This is a genomic window from Chitinibacter sp. ZOR0017 (genome assembly GCF_000799095.1).
GTDB classification, from domain to species: Bacteria; Pseudomonadota; Gammaproteobacteria; order Burkholderiales; family Chitinibacteraceae; genus Chitinibacter; species Chitinibacter tainanensis.
Window position 1 is genome coordinate 77,647 of the sequence record NZ_JTLG01000004.1, and the last position, 15,721, is coordinate 93,367.

The 15,721-nt window shown below is 56.4% G+C and carries 13 protein-coding genes; 6 read left to right on the top strand and 7 right to left on the bottom strand.

The window, feature by feature from the left end; genetic code table 11:
* Nucleotides 1-3 precede the first annotated feature (3 nt).
* Nucleotides 4-1,314 carry an amino-acid N-acetyltransferase gene (gene argA, locus L991_RS01295; protein ID WP_028450327.1) on the top strand — a complete coding sequence of 437 codons (1,311 nt, stop codon included), beginning with the start codon at nucleotides 4-6 and terminating at the stop codon, nucleotides 1,312-1,314.
* A 113-nt stretch (nucleotides 1,315-1,427) separates the two neighbouring features.
* Nucleotides 1,428-4,247, top strand: coding sequence for a bifunctional diguanylate cyclase/phosphodiesterase (locus L991_RS01300; protein ID WP_034619723.1), 2,820 nt, complete (start codon nucleotides 1,428-1,430; stop codon nucleotides 4,245-4,247).
* 87 nt (nucleotides 4,248-4,334) lie between these two features.
* Here L991_RS01300 and L991_RS01305 read toward each other — a convergent pair whose 3' ends face one another.
* The 6 genes from L991_RS01305 to L991_RS01330 form a co-directional block, all read right to left on the bottom strand.
* A complete protein-coding gene (locus tag L991_RS01305) occupies nucleotides 4,335-5,306 on the bottom strand; it encodes a septal ring lytic transglycosylase RlpA family protein (protein WP_052190477.1) in 972 nt (323 codons plus the stop codon).
* A gap of 15 nt (nucleotides 5,307-5,321) precedes the next feature.
* Complete coding sequence (gene rodA, locus L991_RS01310) at nucleotides 5,322-6,434, bottom strand: rod shape-determining protein RodA (protein WP_028450325.1); 1,113 nt, start codon at nucleotides 6,432-6,434, stop codon at nucleotides 5,322-5,324.
* Nucleotides 6,427-8,361 carry a penicillin-binding protein 2 gene (mrdA, locus tag L991_RS01315; protein WP_052190478.1) on the bottom strand — a complete coding sequence of 645 codons (1,935 nt, stop codon included), beginning with the start codon at nucleotides 8,359-8,361 and terminating at the stop codon, nucleotides 6,427-6,429. The genes rodA and mrdA overlap by 8 nt, the downstream gene beginning before the upstream one ends.
* Nucleotides 8,362-8,398: 37 nt before the next feature.
* Nucleotides 8,399-8,905 carry a rod shape-determining protein MreD gene (gene mreD / locus L991_RS01320; protein WP_047391297.1) on the bottom strand — a complete coding sequence of 169 codons (507 nt, stop codon included), beginning with the start codon at nucleotides 8,903-8,905 and terminating at the stop codon, nucleotides 8,399-8,401.
* Between the two features lie 3 nt (nucleotides 8,906-8,908).
* Nucleotides 8,909-9,793, bottom strand: coding sequence for a rod shape-determining protein MreC (mreC, locus tag L991_RS01325; RefSeq protein WP_028450323.1), 885 nt, complete (start codon nucleotides 9,791-9,793; stop codon nucleotides 8,909-8,911).
* 70 nt (nucleotides 9,794-9,863) lie between these two features.
* Nucleotides 9,864-10,910, bottom strand: a complete 1,047-nt coding sequence (locus tag L991_RS01330; RefSeq protein WP_028450322.1) for a rod shape-determining protein — start codon at nucleotides 10,908-10,910, stop codon at nucleotides 9,864-9,866.
* A 233-nt stretch (nucleotides 10,911-11,143) separates the two neighbouring features.
* Here L991_RS01330 and gatC point away from each other — a divergent pair, with 233 nt between their 5' ends.
* From gatC to L991_RS01350, 4 genes are all read left to right on the top strand, one after another.
* Nucleotides 11,144-11,431, top strand: a complete 288-nt coding sequence (gatC, locus tag L991_RS01335; protein ID WP_028450321.1) for an Asp-tRNA(Asn)/Glu-tRNA(Gln) amidotransferase subunit GatC — start codon at nucleotides 11,144-11,146, stop codon at nucleotides 11,429-11,431.
* Between the two features lie 48 nt (nucleotides 11,432-11,479).
* A complete protein-coding gene (gene gatA / locus L991_RS01340) occupies nucleotides 11,480-12,931 on the top strand; it encodes an Asp-tRNA(Asn)/Glu-tRNA(Gln) amidotransferase subunit GatA (RefSeq protein ID WP_156128943.1) in 1,452 nt (483 codons plus the stop codon).
* Nucleotides 12,932-12,951: 20 nt separating this feature from the next.
* Nucleotides 12,952-14,394, top strand: a complete 1,443-nt coding sequence (gene gatB, locus L991_RS01345) for an Asp-tRNA(Asn)/Glu-tRNA(Gln) amidotransferase subunit GatB (RefSeq protein ID WP_047391303.1) — start codon at nucleotides 12,952-12,954, stop codon at nucleotides 14,392-14,394.
* A gap of 94 nt (nucleotides 14,395-14,488) precedes the next feature.
* On the top strand, nucleotides 14,489-15,235 hold the full coding sequence (locus tag L991_RS01350; protein ID WP_052190480.1) for a hypothetical protein: 747 nt from the start codon (nucleotides 14,489-14,491) through the stop codon (nucleotides 15,233-15,235).
* Here L991_RS01350 and L991_RS17135 read toward each other — a convergent pair.
* Nucleotides 15,194-15,595: a hypothetical protein gene (locus L991_RS17135; RefSeq protein ID WP_156128942.1), complete on the bottom strand. Its 402-nt coding sequence runs from the start codon at nucleotides 15,593-15,595 to the stop codon at nucleotides 15,194-15,196. The two genes, L991_RS01350 and L991_RS17135, sit on opposite strands and share 42 nt — an antisense overlap.
* Between the last annotated feature and the right edge of the window lie 126 nt (nucleotides 15,596-15,721).

Below are 15,721 nucleotides of genomic sequence, written 5' to 3' on the forward strand. Positions count from 1 at the left end.
TCAATGCAAGATTTCGTACAGTGGTTTCGGCAGGCCGCACCTTATATCCACGCCTTTCGTGGGCGAACCTTTGTGCTGGCGCTGGGCGGTGAGGTGGTGCGTGATGGCAAATTTGCCACGCTGACGCACGATATCAACCTGCTAACCAGTCTGGGGGTGCGGCTGATTGTGGTGCATGGCGCCCGGCCGCAAATTGAGGCGCGCATGGCCGAGCGTGGTCTGGCGCCGCAATATCACCACGGGGTGCGGGTGACCGACAGCCAGGCGCTGGAATGCGTGATTCAGGCTGCCGGCCATGTGCGGGTGGAAATCGAATCCTGGCTGTCGATGGGTTTGGCCAATTCGCCGATGGCCAATGCCGATATTCGCGTTTCGGCCGGCAATTTTGTGACCGCCCAGCCGATGGGCGTGCGCGATGGCATTGATCTGCAGTACACCGGCGAGGTGCGCAAGGTCGATACCACGGCCATCAATTACCGGCTGGATGATGGCGAAATGGTGCTGCTATCAACCATTGGCTATTCGCCCACTGGCGAAATTTTTAACTTAACGCTGGAAGATGTCGCCACCAGCACCGCCATTGCGCTCAAAGCCGACAAACTACTGTTTATGTTTGGCCAGCAAGGCGTTGTGAATGACGAAGGCGAGCTGCAAACCGAGCTCACCGCCATCGAGGCCGAGCAGTTTTTGCAGGATCACCCCGAGGTCAACGAAGACGTGCGGCTGTATCTGCCCTGTGCGATTCGCGCAGTGCGCTATGGCGTAAAGCGGGCGCATCTGATCACGCACCATGTGGATGGCAGCCTGTTGATGGAGCTGTTTACCCACGATGGGATCGGCACCATGATTTCGCGCGCCTCGCTCGAAACCCTGCGCCACGCCACCATCGATGACATCGGCGGGATGCTGGCGCTGATCGAGCCACTGGAAGATCAGGGCGTGCTGGTGAAGCGCGGGCGCGAATTGCTCGAGCGCGAAGTCCATCGCTATTCGGTGCTGGAGCACGATGGCAAGATCATCGGCATTGTGGCGATTCATCCGTTTCTGGAAAGCAAAATGGCCGAGCTCGCCTGCTTGGTCATCCACCCGGATTACCGCGATGAAGACCGCGGCGCCGATCTTTTGCGCCACGTGGAGCAGCAGGCGCGCGGCATGGGCATGGAAAAACTCTTTGCCCTCACCACGCGCACCAGCCACTGGTTTGTCGAGCGCGGCTTTAAGCAGGCCGCGGTGGATGATTTGCCGATCGAGAAAAAGCAGCTGTATAACTACCAGCGCCGCTCGAAAGTATTTGTGAAACTGCTGAGCCGCTAATCCCGGCTGCGCTGCAGCCCTTGCGGGTGAAAACCCGCAGAACTGCAGCGTTTTTTACGCCGATCAACGGCTTTTCTAGTGCGCAGCGGCGAACTGATAGTAAGCTCAAGACTATGCTTGTCCGCCCGTTTTTCTCTTCGCTGCGCAGCCGGCTGATTGCCGCCAGTATTCTGGTGCAAGCCGCATTATTGCTGGTGCTGCTGCTCAATACTTCCCGCATCTGGACCGAGATGGTGCACCAGGTGAGCGAAGTGCGCGTGCAGGAATTATCGCGGCTATTGAGCGCCGCCTTTACCGCCCCGATGGCCAGCGGCGATCTGGCCAAAGCCAGCGATCTGCTCGATGGGATTCGCTCGACCGAAGGGATTGATTATCTGGTGCTGCTGGATAGTCGCCAGCAGATCATCGCCGCGCGGGGCTGGGATGTCTCGCAGCCCTTACCCAAACCCAATACCAGCTCGGTCGGTGCGCAAAGCGATACCGTGATTACCCATGCCGCCACCCGCATCGAACAGGGCGGCGAGGCGCTAGCCGAACTGCGCTTCGGGATTTCCAATGTCATCATGCACGATGCCGCGCGCCGGCTGATCTGGCAAAGTGCGCTCGGGCTGGCCGTGGGCTTGCTGGCCACGGTGATTTTGATGACCATGCTTGGCGTGTGGCTAACCCGGCATTTGTATCGCATTCTGAGCGCGGCCGAGACCGCCAGCCAAGGGCATTTCGAGGCACTGGCCGAGCCGCAAGGCAATGATGAAGTCGCGCAAATTACCCGCCGTTTTAATGAAATGGCGCGGGTCATTCGCGATCGCGTGTATGCCTTGTCGCAATCCGAGGCCAAGTTTCACGCCATTGCCGACCATACCTATAGTGCCGAGCTGTGGCTCAACCCCGAAGGTAAGCTGGTGTGGGTGAATGCTTCGGTTGAGCGCCTGACGGGTTATTCGGTGAATGAATGTCATCTGCTGCCTGATTTTCCACTGTCGCTGGCCACGCCCGAAGAGCGCGCGCGGCTGGATGGGGCGCTGCGGCAGGCGCTGCTTGAGCAATCGATGCAGCAAGATTATGAATTCCGCGCCGTGCGCCGCGATGGCGCGCTGTTCTGGGCTTCGGCCAGCTGGCTGCCGCTGTTTGATAATCAAGGCCAATATCAGGGCCTACGTGCCAGTTTGCGCGATAACTCCGACATGAAAGACGACCGCCTGGCCCTACGCAAAGCGGTGGTTGAGCTGCGGCAGATTCAGTCGCTGGGGCAAAGCTATCTGCAGCGCGCCGAGAGCGAACGGGCGCGGATGATGGCACTGCTGGCGGCGATGCGCTTTGGGGTGTTGTTCCTCGATAACGATAACCGGGTGGTGTTTTTTAACCCGGCTTTCTGCGAGTTGTGGGGCATTTCCAGTGCCGAATTGCTTAGTCACCGGCCAGTGGGGCAGGTCTTGCAACAGGCCGATAATCGTCCGGCGCTGGGCGATATTTTGTCGATTTATCTGGAAGAGCTGTCGCTGATGGAAGATCGCGTCGATTTTGGCGAGATCACCATGAATGATGGCCGCATCGTGGTGCAAAACTGCTACCGCGTACTCGACCCGAAAGGCGAAACCAATGGGCGGATGTGGGTGTACGAAGACGTCACCCAGCAGCGCGCGCTAGCCGAGCATATGGTCAATCTGGCCGAGCGCGATGCGCTCACTGGCTTGTATAACCGCCACCGCTTCCAGCAGGAGCTGGAGCGGATGGTGTCCGAAGCGGATCGCCGTCAGCAATCGATGGCGCTGATCTTCTTTGATCTGGACGAATTCAAGCATGTGAACGATAGCTTTGGCCATGCGGTGGGTGATGAGCTACTGAAGAGCATTGCCCGCGAAATCAGCAAGCAGGTGCGCCGGCATGAAGTGCTCTCGCGGCTGGGCGGGGATGAATTTGCCGTCTTGTTGCCGGAAAGTGGCGAATTTGAAGTCAGCAAGCTGGCCGAGCGGATTGTGAGCTCAATTGCGCAAATCCAGTTTAATACCGGCACGCACATGATTCGCCCACGCACCTCGGTGGGGGTGGCGCTGTATCCGCTGCATGCCGACAATGCCGAAGACCTGGTCGCGCATGCCGATTCGGCCATGTATCAGGCCAAGGCCGCCGGCAAGGGTACGTGGCGGCTGTATCACCCCGATGCCGATCATTCGCGCAATGAGCTGACGCGGCTATCGTGGAAAGAGCGGATTATGGATGCGCTGGAGCACGATGGCTTCGAGCTGCATTTTCAGGGTATTTATCACTGCCATGACAAATCACTGGCGCATCTGGAAGCGCTGGTGCGGATGAAAGATGCCGATTCGCCTGGCGGCGTGATTATGCCGGGGCATTTCATCCCGCATGCGGAGAAAAGCGGCAAGATTCTGGAGCTGGACCGCTGGGTAATTCATAAAGTGATCCAGCAGCTGGCTAATTTCCCATCCTGCCCATCCATTGCGGTGAATGTCTCGGGCCGTTCGTTTGATGACCCTGAGCTGCCGGCTTATATCGATAATCTGCTCAAACAATATCGCGTGCAGCCCAAGCGCTTGCTGGTGGAGCTGACCGAAACCTCTGCGGTGTCGGATATGACCGATGCCCAGCGCTTTATTGATGCGCTGCGCGCCACGGGGTGTGTGGTGTGTCTGGATGACTTCGGGGTGGGTTTTGCCTCGTTTGCCTATCTGAAGCAATTGAAGGCCGACGTGCTGAAAATTGATGGGCTGTTTATTCGCGACTTGCAAAACGACCACGACAGCCAGGTGTTCGTGCGCGGGATGGTGAGCATTGCCCATGATCTGGGCAAAACGACGATTGCCGAATTCGTCGAGAACGAAGCGATTTTCAAAATGCTGGTGGAATTTGGCGTTGATCAGGTGCAGGGCTACTGGCTGGATAAACCCCAGCGCGACCATCCGGGTTTGCGCTAGGGGTATGTAGCTAGATTCTAATCAAATCAATATTGCCATGATGATACTGGGGTTGGGTATCTGCGCAAGATTGGGTGTGCTGGCTTACTAGCGCGCGACCACGGCCTGCAGGTTTTTATCACCAGTGATTTGCGCAATGGCCGCCAGCGCGGCGTCGCGGTTGCGATAAGGGCCTAATTTCACCCGGTGCAATTTGCCATCGCTCTGGATCACCAGTTTGTCGGTATCGCGATCCAGCTCGCGCGCCAGGTGCGCTTTGAAGTTATCGGCATTTTGCAACGAGCTAAACGCTCCTAACTGTACATACACGCCCCCCCCCTGATCTGCTACCGGGATCGGGCGTGGCTGATTCGGGCTGGCTGGCGCCGGCGTGGCCGCTGGTACTTGCGCCGCGGCAATCACGGTGCTTGGCGCATCGCCTGGCAGCAGGCTTTCAACGCGAACTTCAGCACTGCCTTGCGTGGCATAGCCAAGCCGGCAGGCGGCGAGGAAGGATAAATCCATCACCCGGCCTTTATGAAAAGGACCACGGTCATTCACGCGCACAATCACGCTGCGGCCGTTTTTCACATTGGTCACCCGGGCGTAGCTCGGTAACGGCAGCGTGGGGTGAGCCGCCGTCATCTGGAACATATCGTAGACTTCGCCGGTGCTGGTTTTCTGGCCATGAAACTTGCGGCCATACCAGCTGGCGATGCCTTGCTCCTGCAATTGCCCGGGCGCCGCTAGTGGGCTAAACGACAGCCCGAGTACGGTGTAGGGGCGATTGGCCCATTTGTGCAGCGGCTCCCACTTGGGCGCAGGCTCGGCGATGTAATCCAGATTGGCCGGCAGATCGCTCATCGGGCCATCGTCTTTGTAAAACGCGCCATTGCCGGTTTTGGGGCTGTATTCACAGCGATAGGGCGATGGGCTGCTGCTGAGCGTTGGGCCCGTGGGGGCGGTGCTAGGCTGGGGTGTTGGCGCGGGTTTGCTTGGGGTAGTACTGGGTGGGGGTGTAGTGCTGCAGGCCGCCAAAATCAATGAGCCCAGAATAATACCCTTGCTGCTGTGTCGCATGCTGTGTCCTTGCGCTTAGCCTTTCATTAACGAGCGGTCGCGCTGGATGCTCATCAACAAGCCAAAGGTGGCCAGAATCGAAACCATCGAGGTACCGCCATATGAAATCAGTGGTAAAGGCACACCGACCACCGGCAGCATCCCCGAGACCATGCCCATATTGACGAGGGCATAGGTAAAGAAGTTCATCGCAATCGCCCCGGCCAGCAGGCGGCCAAACAGGGTGTTGGCGCTATTGGCGATCATCAGCCCGCGGAAAATCACCAGCAAGTACAAAATCAGCAAAACGCAGTTGCCCAGCAGGCCGAATTCCTCGCCATACACGGCGAAGATAAAGTCGGTAGTGCGCTCGGGGATGAAATCCAGATGCGTTTGTGTGCCGGCCAGCCAGCCCTTGCCAAACGCTCCGCCCGAGCCAATCGCAATTGTGCCCTGAATAATGTGATAACCGGCGCCAAGTGGGTCGGCCATCGGGTCGAGCATGGTGGCAATGCGGCGGCACTGGTATTCATGCAGCACCTGCACGCATAGATTCCAGTGCGTCACAATGTAGGCAAAAATGCCGATGCCCACGCTCATAAAGGCGAGGAAATACCACGACAGACCAGCAAAAAACAGTACATAAAAGCCCGATGAAGCAATCAACAGACCCGTACCCAGATCGGGTTGCTTCAGAATCAGCGCAAATGGCACCAAAATAATCAGCGCCGCGCCGACAAAATGCCGCCAATTCAACGTCGATTCAAAATGATGGAAATACCAGGCCAGCATCAGCGGCAGCGCCAGTCGCATCAACTCGGATGGCTGAATGCGGGTGATACCGATATTCAGCCAGCGGGTAGCGCCATGACTGGTGATGCCGAAAAACTCGACCGCCAACAGCAACAATACCCCCAGTGCATAGCCTGGCAGTGCCAGCTGCATCAGAATACGCGGCTTGATATTGGCAATACACCACATGCCAAACAGCGAGACACCCATAAAGGTGACTTTATCCATCACCCGCTCAAGGTCGCGATTCGAGGCGGAATATAGCACCACGCTCGATACCGCAAACAGCAGCATGATAAACAGGAATAACCAAGGATCGACCGGGCGCTTGATCCGTTCCCAAAGATGTCTAATCACGAGGTACTACTCCTTCCTGCTCGACCACTTCGCTAGCTGCTTTGCTGGCCACGCCCGACGCGGCGACGGCTGGATCGCTCGGCAGCTTGCCGGTCAGATAATAATCGAGCACTTTACGGGCAATCGGCGCGGCAGCTTGCGCACCGAAGCCGCCATTTTCAACAATGACCGCCAGCGCGATTTTGGGCTTATCCACCGGGGCAAACGCAATAAACCATGAGTGGTCGCGCAGCCGCTCTTTAATCGCGTTGGCGTTGTATTTGGCGCCTTTCAAGCTGAAAACCTGCGCGGTACCGGTTTTACCCGCCGAGGTGTAGGGGGCGTTGCGGAATACCCCGGCACCCGTGCCGACAGTCATCACGCCTTCCATGCCGCGAATCACCCGCTCGATATTTTCCTGTTTCCACGGCAGGGTTTTCACCGGTTTGGGCTCGACCAGCGTGGTTTTACCGCTGGCCGGGTCGGTCATCGAATACACGGCGTGCGGTTTAAACACTACGCCACGATTAGCGATGGTGGCGGTAGCGTGTGCTAGCTGCATCGGGGTGAAGGCGTTATAGCCCTGGCCAATCCCGATCGAAACGGTTTCACCCGAGTACCATTTTTGCTGGGCCGGTTTTTTAAAGCGTTTTTTCTTCCATTCGGGGCTTGGCAAAATCCCGGGCCGCTCGCCCGGCAGATCGGCGCCGGTGGGCACGCCGAAATCGAGCATCGCCATCGATTTGGCGATGTTATCAATCCCCATCTGTACGGCCAGCTGATAGAAATAGGTATCTGACGAATACGGAATCGAGCGGTCAAAGTTCATCGACCCATAGCCGCCTTTTTTCGAATCATTAAAGCGGTGGCCGCCATACACAAAATAACCCGGGTCGCTGATGGTCTGGTGCACCAGCGGCAGATTCAGCTCCAGCGCCGCAATCGCCATAAAGGGCTTAAAGGTCGAGCCGGGCGGATATTCACCGCGAATCGCGCGGTTGAGTAGGGGCTTATCCAGCGAGGTATTGAGTTCGGTCCAGGTTTGCGGGTCAATACCATCAACAAACAGATTGGGGTCAAAGCCGGGCTGGGACACCATGGCCAAAATGCCACCGGTAGCCGGATCAATCGCCACCAGCGAGCCGCGGCGGCCGGCAAATTGCTGCTCCACCATCTGCTGCAGCTTCATATCCACGGCGAGGGTCAGGTCTTTGCCGGTTTGTGGTGGGGTGCGGCTAAGGGTGCGTACCGCTCGGCCACCCGAATCGATTTCCACCTGCTCAAAGCCGGTTTGGCCGTGCAAATGCGCTTCGTAGCTTTGCTCGATCCCGAGCTTGCCGATGTGATCGGTGCCGCGGTAATTGGGCAGTACCCCATCTTCATCCAGCTGCTTGAGGTCGCGATCATTGATACGGCCGATATAGCCAATCAGGTGGCTTGCTGATTCGCCCATCGGATATTGGCGAAACAGCCGTGCTTTGATTTCTACCCCGGGAAAGCGATAGCTTTGCGCGGCAAAACGCGCCACTTCTTCATCGGTGAGTTTGGTGCGGATCGGCAGGGTTTCAAAGTCTTTGGTTTCTTCCTGCAGCTTTTTAAAGCGGCGGCGATCTTTGGCGGTGATCTCGACAATGCCTTTGAGACGGGTGATGGTGTCTTCGAGGTCGCCCACTTTCGATGGGGTAATTTCCAGCGTGTAGGCCGAGAAATTATGCGCCAGCACCACGCCATTGCGGTCGCGAATAATCCCGCGCGAGGGCGGAATCGGCACCAGCGAAATCCGGTTTTGCTCGGCCAGCGTCAGATAGCGCTCATGCTGCAAGACCTGCAGCCAGACAAAACGGCCAGTGAGTACGCAAAACATCAGCAGCACAAACAAAATCGCCACCGCCAGCCGCACCTGGAAAGCGTTGCGCTCATTATGATGATTCATCACCACCCGGCTCATGGCAGACTCCGATGGTGGGCATTAAGCAGGCAGTGCGTCATAGTTCGTCCGGCACGTCCTTGCGCTGATACATGATCATCAGATTCGAGAGCGGCGGCCACAAAAAAGCCGCCAGCAAACTACCGGCAAAATAGCTCCAGCCGATAAATTGCGCGCCCATTAGCAGGTGAATCAGCAGCATGATCGACTGGGCCAGCAAGAGCAGGGCCAGCGCAATCAGCGCTTGCTGCCAGAATGGAAACACCGCGATCTGCCGCTGCCGCGAGAGCGTCAGGTAAGCAATGATCGAATAGGCCAGTGCATGTTGCCCCAGCAAATTGCCATCGGCCACATCCATCAGCAGCCCCAGCGTAAACGCCCAGGCAATGCCAAAGCGGCGTGGCTGATTCAGCGTCCAGTAGATAATCAGCAGGGCAACAAAGTCGGGCGCGAAATTGACTGAAGTCACCTGCCAGGGCAGCAGATTAATCAGCATGGCGCAGATAAACGACATAAAGATAAAACCGCCACCCACTGGGCGCAGCATCTGACGACTAATCGGCATGGCTTAGTGTCCCTTTGGTTTGGGCGTAGGGCTGGTTTCGGGGTAAGGCGGCAAGGTGGCGGGTGGATTCATCAGCAGTAAAAAGCGATGCTGATCAATACCGGCCAGTGGCTTACACTGAATCCGTGCAAAGGCCGAGCCTGCGGTGCGCTCCACTTTGCTCACCACGGCCACCGGCAGCCCGGGCGGGTAAATGCCATCAATTCCTGAGGTAATCAGCACATCACCAGCCTTGATGTCGGCGTTGGGGGGCATATTGCGCACTTCCAGCAAGTTTTGCCGGCCCGAGCCATACACCACTGTGCGCAGCTGATTGCGCTCAACCATCACTGGCACCATATGGCCGCGATCGGAAATCAGCCGCACTTCACTGGTCATCGGCTGCACCCGCACCACCTGGCCGACCACACCGCTGGCATCCAGCGCAATCTGGCCTTCCTTCACCCCGGCGCGCTCGCCCAGATCCACTACCAGTTTCGCGCCAAATGGGTCGCGACCGTTGTAGAGGATTTTGGAAAGCTGACTTTGCCGCGGTTGATGCTCGCTGGCTTGCTTGAGTGCGCGCAGATGGGCGTTTTCGGCTTCCAGCGCTTTCAGCCGCATGGCTTGGCCTTGGGCGAGCAAGCGCTCATCATTCAATTGCCGGTTTTCTGCGATCAGCTCGGTTTGCCGTTGCAAAAAGCTGCTGGCTTCCAGCGCTGCATTCACCGGCGCGGTGGCCACCCATTGCAGTGGGTAGAGCAAAACCGAAATCTGCTCGCGCACGCGCGCAAGCATCTGGTAATAAGCATCGCCAACCAGTAAAGCCACCGAGAGCGTGGAAAAAATCAGCACGCGCGTCAGCGGTTTGGGGCCCTGCTTAAAAAAGGTGGGTTGAGTGGCTTGCATGTTTGCCCCGGGTATACGGCAAAAGGCCATACAGTGTATGGCCTTTGAGTGTATACCCTAATGTCAGTGCTTAATCGTTGGTGAAGATGCCGATGTTGCCTTTGTCCAGCTTCTCCAGCGCTTTGCCTGAGCCGCGAACAACGCAAGTCAGTGGATCTTCGGCCACGATCACCGGCAGGCCAGTTTCTTCCATCAGCAGGCGATCCAGATCGCGCAGCAATGCGCCACCGCCGGTCAGCACCATGCCTTTTTCGGCAATGTCGGCGCCCAGCTCAGGTGGGGTTTGCTCCAGCGCCTGTTTTACGGCGGATACGATCTGGTTCAGCGGATCGGTTAGCGCTTCCAAGATTTCATTCGAAGAAATCGTGAACGAGCGTGGAATCCCTTCGGCGAGGTTACGACCTTTTACTTCCATCTCGCGCACTTCCGCGCCCGGGAAGGCCGAGCCGATGCGTTTTTTGATTTCTTCGGCGGTGGTCTCGCCGATCAGCATGCCGTAGTTACGGCGGATGTAGTTGATGATCGATTCATCAAATTTATCACCGCCCACGCGCACGCTGCTGGCGTACACAATACCGCCCAAGGAAATCACGCCCACCTCGGTGGTACCACCACCGATATCCACCACCATCGAGCCGGTGGCTTCTTCAACCGGCAGGCCCGCACCAATCGCAGCAGCCATTGGCTCTTCGATCAGCTCTACTTTGCGCGCGCCAGCGCCAAGGGCCGATTCACGAATCGCGCGGCGTTCTACTTGCGTTGAGCCGCAAGGCACACAAATCACGATGCGCGGAGGCGAAGAGAACATCCGGCTCGGGTTCACTTTCTTGATGAACTGCTTAAGCATTTGCTCGGTGATGGTGAAGTCGGCGATCACACCGTCTTTCATCGGGCGCACGGCGGTGATATTACCCGGGGTACGGCCCAGCATTTTTTTGGCTTCCGCGCCCACGGCGAGGATGGTTTTCTTACCCGATGGGCCGCCTTCTTGCTGAATGGCTACGACCGATGGCTCGTCCAGCACAATGCCTTTGCCTTGCATATAGATCAGGGTATTTGCCGTGCCCAGGTCAATGGCAATGTCGTTGGCGAAATAGCCGGAAAGTAATCCAATCATTCCTAATCTCTCATCTCTGAATCGGTGTAAATGCGGCACCGGCCGGCGCTCTTTTGCCGATCAATACCCTGAATGTCTGCGCTTGGATATGGCGTTGCGGCATTGGTTTCATCGCAAGCAAATCCGCTTTGTTGCCCCGTTTTGACGCGCCGCAGCGCGGGTGGGAGAAACAAACCCAATATGATACCCTATTGTGTTGACGTTATTGAAGGTTTTACGGGGTAAATACGACCATGTCTTTGTCACAGGACGATGTACGCCGCATTGCACGGCTGGCCCGCATTGCGGTCAGCGACGATGAGGTGGCTGCCAGCCAGGCCCAACTGAATCAACTCTTTACTTTGATTGAAGAAATGCGCGCGATTGACACCACCGGCATCGAGCCGATGGCCCACGCCCAGGACGTGATGCTGCGCCTGCGTGACGACGAAGCCCGCGCTGCCAATCGCCGCGAAGCCTTCCAGGCCGTGGCCCCAAGTGTGGAAAACGGCCTGTATCTGGTGCCAAAAGTCATCGAGTAATTCATTCCAAGGAGTCTGGCCGCATCGCCCTAGGCGGTGCCGCCATCAATTGCCATGCAAACTTTGAAACAACAGATCGACGCGCTGGCCAGCGGACAAACGACTTCGGTGGCGCTGGTTACCGAGAGCCTGGCGCGCATTGCCGCCCACAATGGCACGCTCAATGCCCTGATCACCATTGATGCCGATAAGGCGCTGGCCGCCGCTGCCGCTGCTGACGCCGCCCGCGCCGCAGGCGACACCCGCCCGCTGCTGGGCGTGCCGCTGATTCATAAAGACATCTTCTGCCACGAAGGCTGGAAAACCAGCTGCGGCAGCAAAATGCTGGATAACTTTATCGCCCCATATTCATCGCAAGTGGCCGAAAACTGCGACGCTGCCGGCATGGTAGTGATTGCCCGCGCCAATATGGATGAATTTGCCATGGGCTCGGCAAATGAAAACAGCTTTTATGGCCCGGTGAAAAACCCATGGAATACCCAAACCGTACCGGGTGGCTCATCCGGCGGCTCGGCTGTGGCCGTGGCAGCGGGCTTTAGTGCCGTGGCCACGGGCACCGATACCGGTGGCTCGATTCGCCAACCGGCTGCGTTCTGCGGCATTACCGGTATCAAGCCGACCTACGGCATTGTTAGTCGTTACGGTATGGTCGCGTTCGCCAGTTCGCTGGATCAAGGTGGCCCGATGGCGCACACTGCCGAAGACTGCGCGCTGATGCTAAATGTGATGGCGGGCTTTGATGAGCGTGATTCCACCAGCCTAGAGCATGCCAAAGAAGACTACACCCGTGAGCTCAATGCCCCACTGGCTGGCCTGAAAATCGGCCTGCCACGCGAGTATTTTGCCGAAGGTTTAAACGCTGAAATCGCTGCCGCGATCAATGCGGCGGTTGAGCAATACAAAGCGCTGGGCGCCACGATTGTCGACATCAGCTTGCCCAATACCAAGCTCGCGATTCCGGCGTATTACGTGATTGCACCTGCGGAAGCTTCAAGCAACTTGTCGCGTTTTGACGGTGTGCGCTACGGCCACCGCACCGCCAAAACCGGCAGCCTGGACGAGATGTACGAGCAAACCCGCGCCGAAGGTTTTGGCGCCGAGGTAAAACGCCGGATTATGACCGGCGCGTATGTACTCAGCCACGGCTATTACGATGCCTATTACCTGCAGGCGCAAAAAATTCGCCGCCTGATCGCCAATGATTTCCAGGCTGCATTTGCCCAGTGCGACGTGATCATGGGGCCAGTGACGCCAACCACGGCATGGAACATCGGCGAGAAAAACGCCGACCCAATCGCTGTGTATCTGGAAGATATCTACACGCTGGGCGTGAATTTGGCAGGTCTGCCGGGCATGAGCGTGCCAGTGGGTCTGGCGAGCAATGGGCTGCCAATTGGTTTGCAAATCATTGGTAATTACTTCAGCGAAGCCAAAATGCTGGGCATTGCGCATCAGTATCAGCAAGTGACCGATTGGCATACCAAAGCGCCGCAACTGTAAGCGGCACAAGGACGTATACGATGAAATGGGAAGTCGTTATTGGGCTGGAAGTACATACCCAGCTCACCACCAAATCTAAAATTTTCTCCGCCGCCAGCACCGCGTTTGGCGCGGCGCCGAACACGCAAACTGCGGTGGTTGATATTGCGCTACCCGGTGCGCTGCCGGTGATGAACCGGGCTGCGGTCGAAAAAGCCATTCAGTTTGGCTTGGCCATTGGCGCGAAAGTAAACCGCAAATCGATTTTTGCGCGTAAAAATTACTTCTACCCAGATTTGCCAAAAGGCTATCAGATCAGCCAATTTGAGCTGCCGGTGGTAGAAGGCGGCCAGCTCACCATTCAGGTGCAGCCTGCCAAGGGCGATCCGTACGAGAAAGTCATCAACCTGACGCGCGCGCATCTGGAAGAAGACGCCGGTAAATCGGTGCACGAAGACTTCCATGGTGCTTCGGGTATCGACCTGAACCGCGCAGGCACGCCGCTGCTCGAAATCGTTTCCGAGCCAGAAATGCGCTCAGCCGCCGAAGCCGTAGCCTACGCCAAAGCGCTGTATAGCTTGGTGACATGGATCGGCATTTGCGACGGCAATATGCAGGAAGGCAGCTTCCGCTGCGACGTGAACGTGTCGGTGCGCCCAGAAGGCCAAGCCGAATTCGGCACGCGCCGCGAGATTAAAAACCTGAACTCGTTCAAATTCATCGAGCAGGCCATCAAGTACGAAGTGCAATGGCAGATCGACGAAATCGAATCTGGCCGCAAAATCCAGCAAGCCACGATTCTGTTCGACCCAGACAGCGGCGAAACCCGCATGATGCGCAGCAAAGAAGACGCGCACGACTACCGCTACTTCCCTGATCCAGATTTGCCACCACTGGTGATCAGTGAAGAATGGGTAGAACGCGTACAGCGCGAATTGCCCGAGCTGCCAGTGGCGATGCAAGCGCGCTTTGCGGAGCAGTATGGCCTATCCGCCTACGACGCCCGCACGCTCACCGCCAGCAAAGAGCTGGCCGCGTTCTTCGAAGCCACCGTTGCCGCCGGCGCCGATGCCAAACTCGCCGCCAACTGGATCATGGGCGACATCTCCGCCACGCTGAACCGTGAAGAGAAATTGATCGGTGACTGCCCAGTGAACGCTGAAGCGCTGGCCGGCTTGATCAAGCGCATTTCGGACAACACCATCAACAACAAAACAGCCAAAGACGTTTTGAAAAAAATGTGGGAAAGCGGGGATGCGGCTGATGTGATTATCGAGCGCGACGGCCTGAAACAAGAAACCGATACTGGCGCGATCGAAGCGATTGTCGATGCGGTCCTCGCGGCCAATCCGAAAGCGATTGAGGAATATCGCAGCGGGAAAGAGAAGGCACTCAATGCCTTGGTCGGCCAAGTAATGAAAGGCTCAGGCGGCAAGGCCAATCCGGGAATGGCGTTGGAGTTGTTGAAGAAGAAGGTGGGGTAAGTCAAAATAAAGCGGCCAATTGGCCGCTTTATACTTTCTTGCTTTAGGGAATAAATGTAAAGTTCAGGTTGGTAAACTTGTTTTAGTTTAGAGTATGTCTAATCTTGTTGATGCTAATCACGACCCTGCTGGGATCTTGAATAATGTCCTCCGAGGAGCATTAAACATCCCAGGTGCAAAAATCAATCGAGCTGAATACCTTAAGACTGAATTGTCAAAGCGCGTGCCAAGCCAGCAAGTAGAATTGGCTATCACTAGGGGGGTCAAGCATGCTGCGATTCCTCCTTCGATAATTCGTGACATTGCTCTTTCTTCAATTCAATGGCATCGAGCTGGCGTTACGTCGGCATCCGCAGTGGCAGGTTTGCCTGGTGGTTGGTGGATGGCTGCGACCATACCTGCTGACTTAACTCAGTTCTTTTATCACGTTGTCGTGATTCTTCAAAAGCTTGCTTATCTGCATAATTGGCCAGAGCTTTTTCAAGAAGGCGGAGAGCTTGATGATGAAACGCTGTATGTTTTAACGCTGTTTGTCGGTGTGATGTTTGGCTCGTCAGAGGCAAATAAAGTCCTTTATCGGCTAAGTGAGATGTTAGCTACAGAAACAGCTAATCGTTTGCCGAAATTGGCCCTTACTAAGTATGGTATTTATAATTTGACTAAACAAATTGCCAAGTGGTTAGGTGTTAAGCTTACAAAAGAGAAGTTTGCGCAGGGCGTTTCTAAGGCTATCCCTATTCTTGGTGCTATTATTTCTGGTGGGATGACATGGGTTAGCTTTTCACAAATGAGCAATAAGTTACTCCAAAGCCTTGAAAAGCGTGCTTGTGATTATGCTTAATGTGGTCGCTCTTTTGGTTATTAAGCGCTGCAGGGCGTAATCACCGAAGGCATTCCGCCCTACGATGTATGATAAAACCGCCATCTTTGGCGGTTTTTCTTTGCCTGCAATTTTCAATCCACCGGCATTGGCGGCTGTGCGCCGCGGCACTTGCTTTTCTTGCTTTGCCAAGAAAAGTAAGCAAAAGAAGGCGACCCGGGCGAAAAGCGCTCCGCGCTGCCCTTGCTGCGTCGTGAGCCAAACAAAAAGCCGTTTGTCTCTCTCCTTGCTGCGGTTTTCGCTACACGGGAAATCAAGCCTCAACTTCACTAGCGCGGCAAATACTGACTGCAGTATTTTGCTGTGATCTTTTATTTTCATGCTTTACATGGATATACCCCTGCTGTGGTTAGCACGAGTCGCCCGTGGAACCGCGCCGTTCGGGAGGCGGTTGGCAAGGTTTTAAGATGCGGCTGTTTGAGCGTTGCGACGCTAGCGCAACGCGAG

Excerpts from the sequence above, each read along its gene's own strand:
- mreD (WP_047391297.1), bottom strand. The coding sequence starts at position 8,905 with ATGCCGATTAGTCGTCAGATGCTGCGCCCAGTGGGTGGCGGTTTTATC.
- L991_RS01350 (WP_052190480.1), top strand. The coding sequence starts at position 14,489 with ATGTCTAATCTTGTTGATGCTAATCACGACCCTGCTGGGATCTTGAAT.
- argA (WP_028450327.1), top strand. The coding sequence starts at position 4 with ATGCAAGATTTCGTACAGTGGTTTCGGCAGGCCGCACCTTATATCCAC.
- gatC (WP_028450321.1), top strand. The coding sequence starts at position 11,144 with ATGTCTTTGTCACAGGACGATGTACGCCGCATTGCACGGCTGGCCCGC.
- gatB (WP_047391303.1), top strand. The coding sequence starts at position 12,952 with ATGAAATGGGAAGTCGTTATTGGGCTGGAAGTACATACCCAGCTCACC.
- L991_RS01330 (WP_028450322.1), bottom strand. The coding sequence starts at position 10,910 with ATGATTGGATTACTTTCCGGCTATTTCGCCAACGACATTGCCATTGAC.
- L991_RS17135 (WP_156128942.1), bottom strand. The coding sequence starts at position 15,595 with ATGAAAATAAAAGATCACAGCAAAATACTGCAGTCAGTATTTGCCGCG.
- L991_RS01300 (WP_034619723.1), top strand. The coding sequence starts at position 1,428 with ATGCTTGTCCGCCCGTTTTTCTCTTCGCTGCGCAGCCGGCTGATTGCC.
- L991_RS01305 (WP_052190477.1), bottom strand. The coding sequence starts at position 5,306 with ATGCGACACAGCAGCAAGGGTATTATTCTGGGCTCATTGATTTTGGCG.
- mreC (WP_028450323.1), bottom strand. The coding sequence starts at position 9,793 with ATGCAAGCCACTCAACCCACCTTTTTTAAGCAGGGCCCCAAACCGCTG.
- mrdA (WP_052190478.1), bottom strand. The coding sequence starts at position 8,361 with ATGAGCCGGGTGGTGATGAATCATCATAATGAGCGCAACGCTTTCCAG.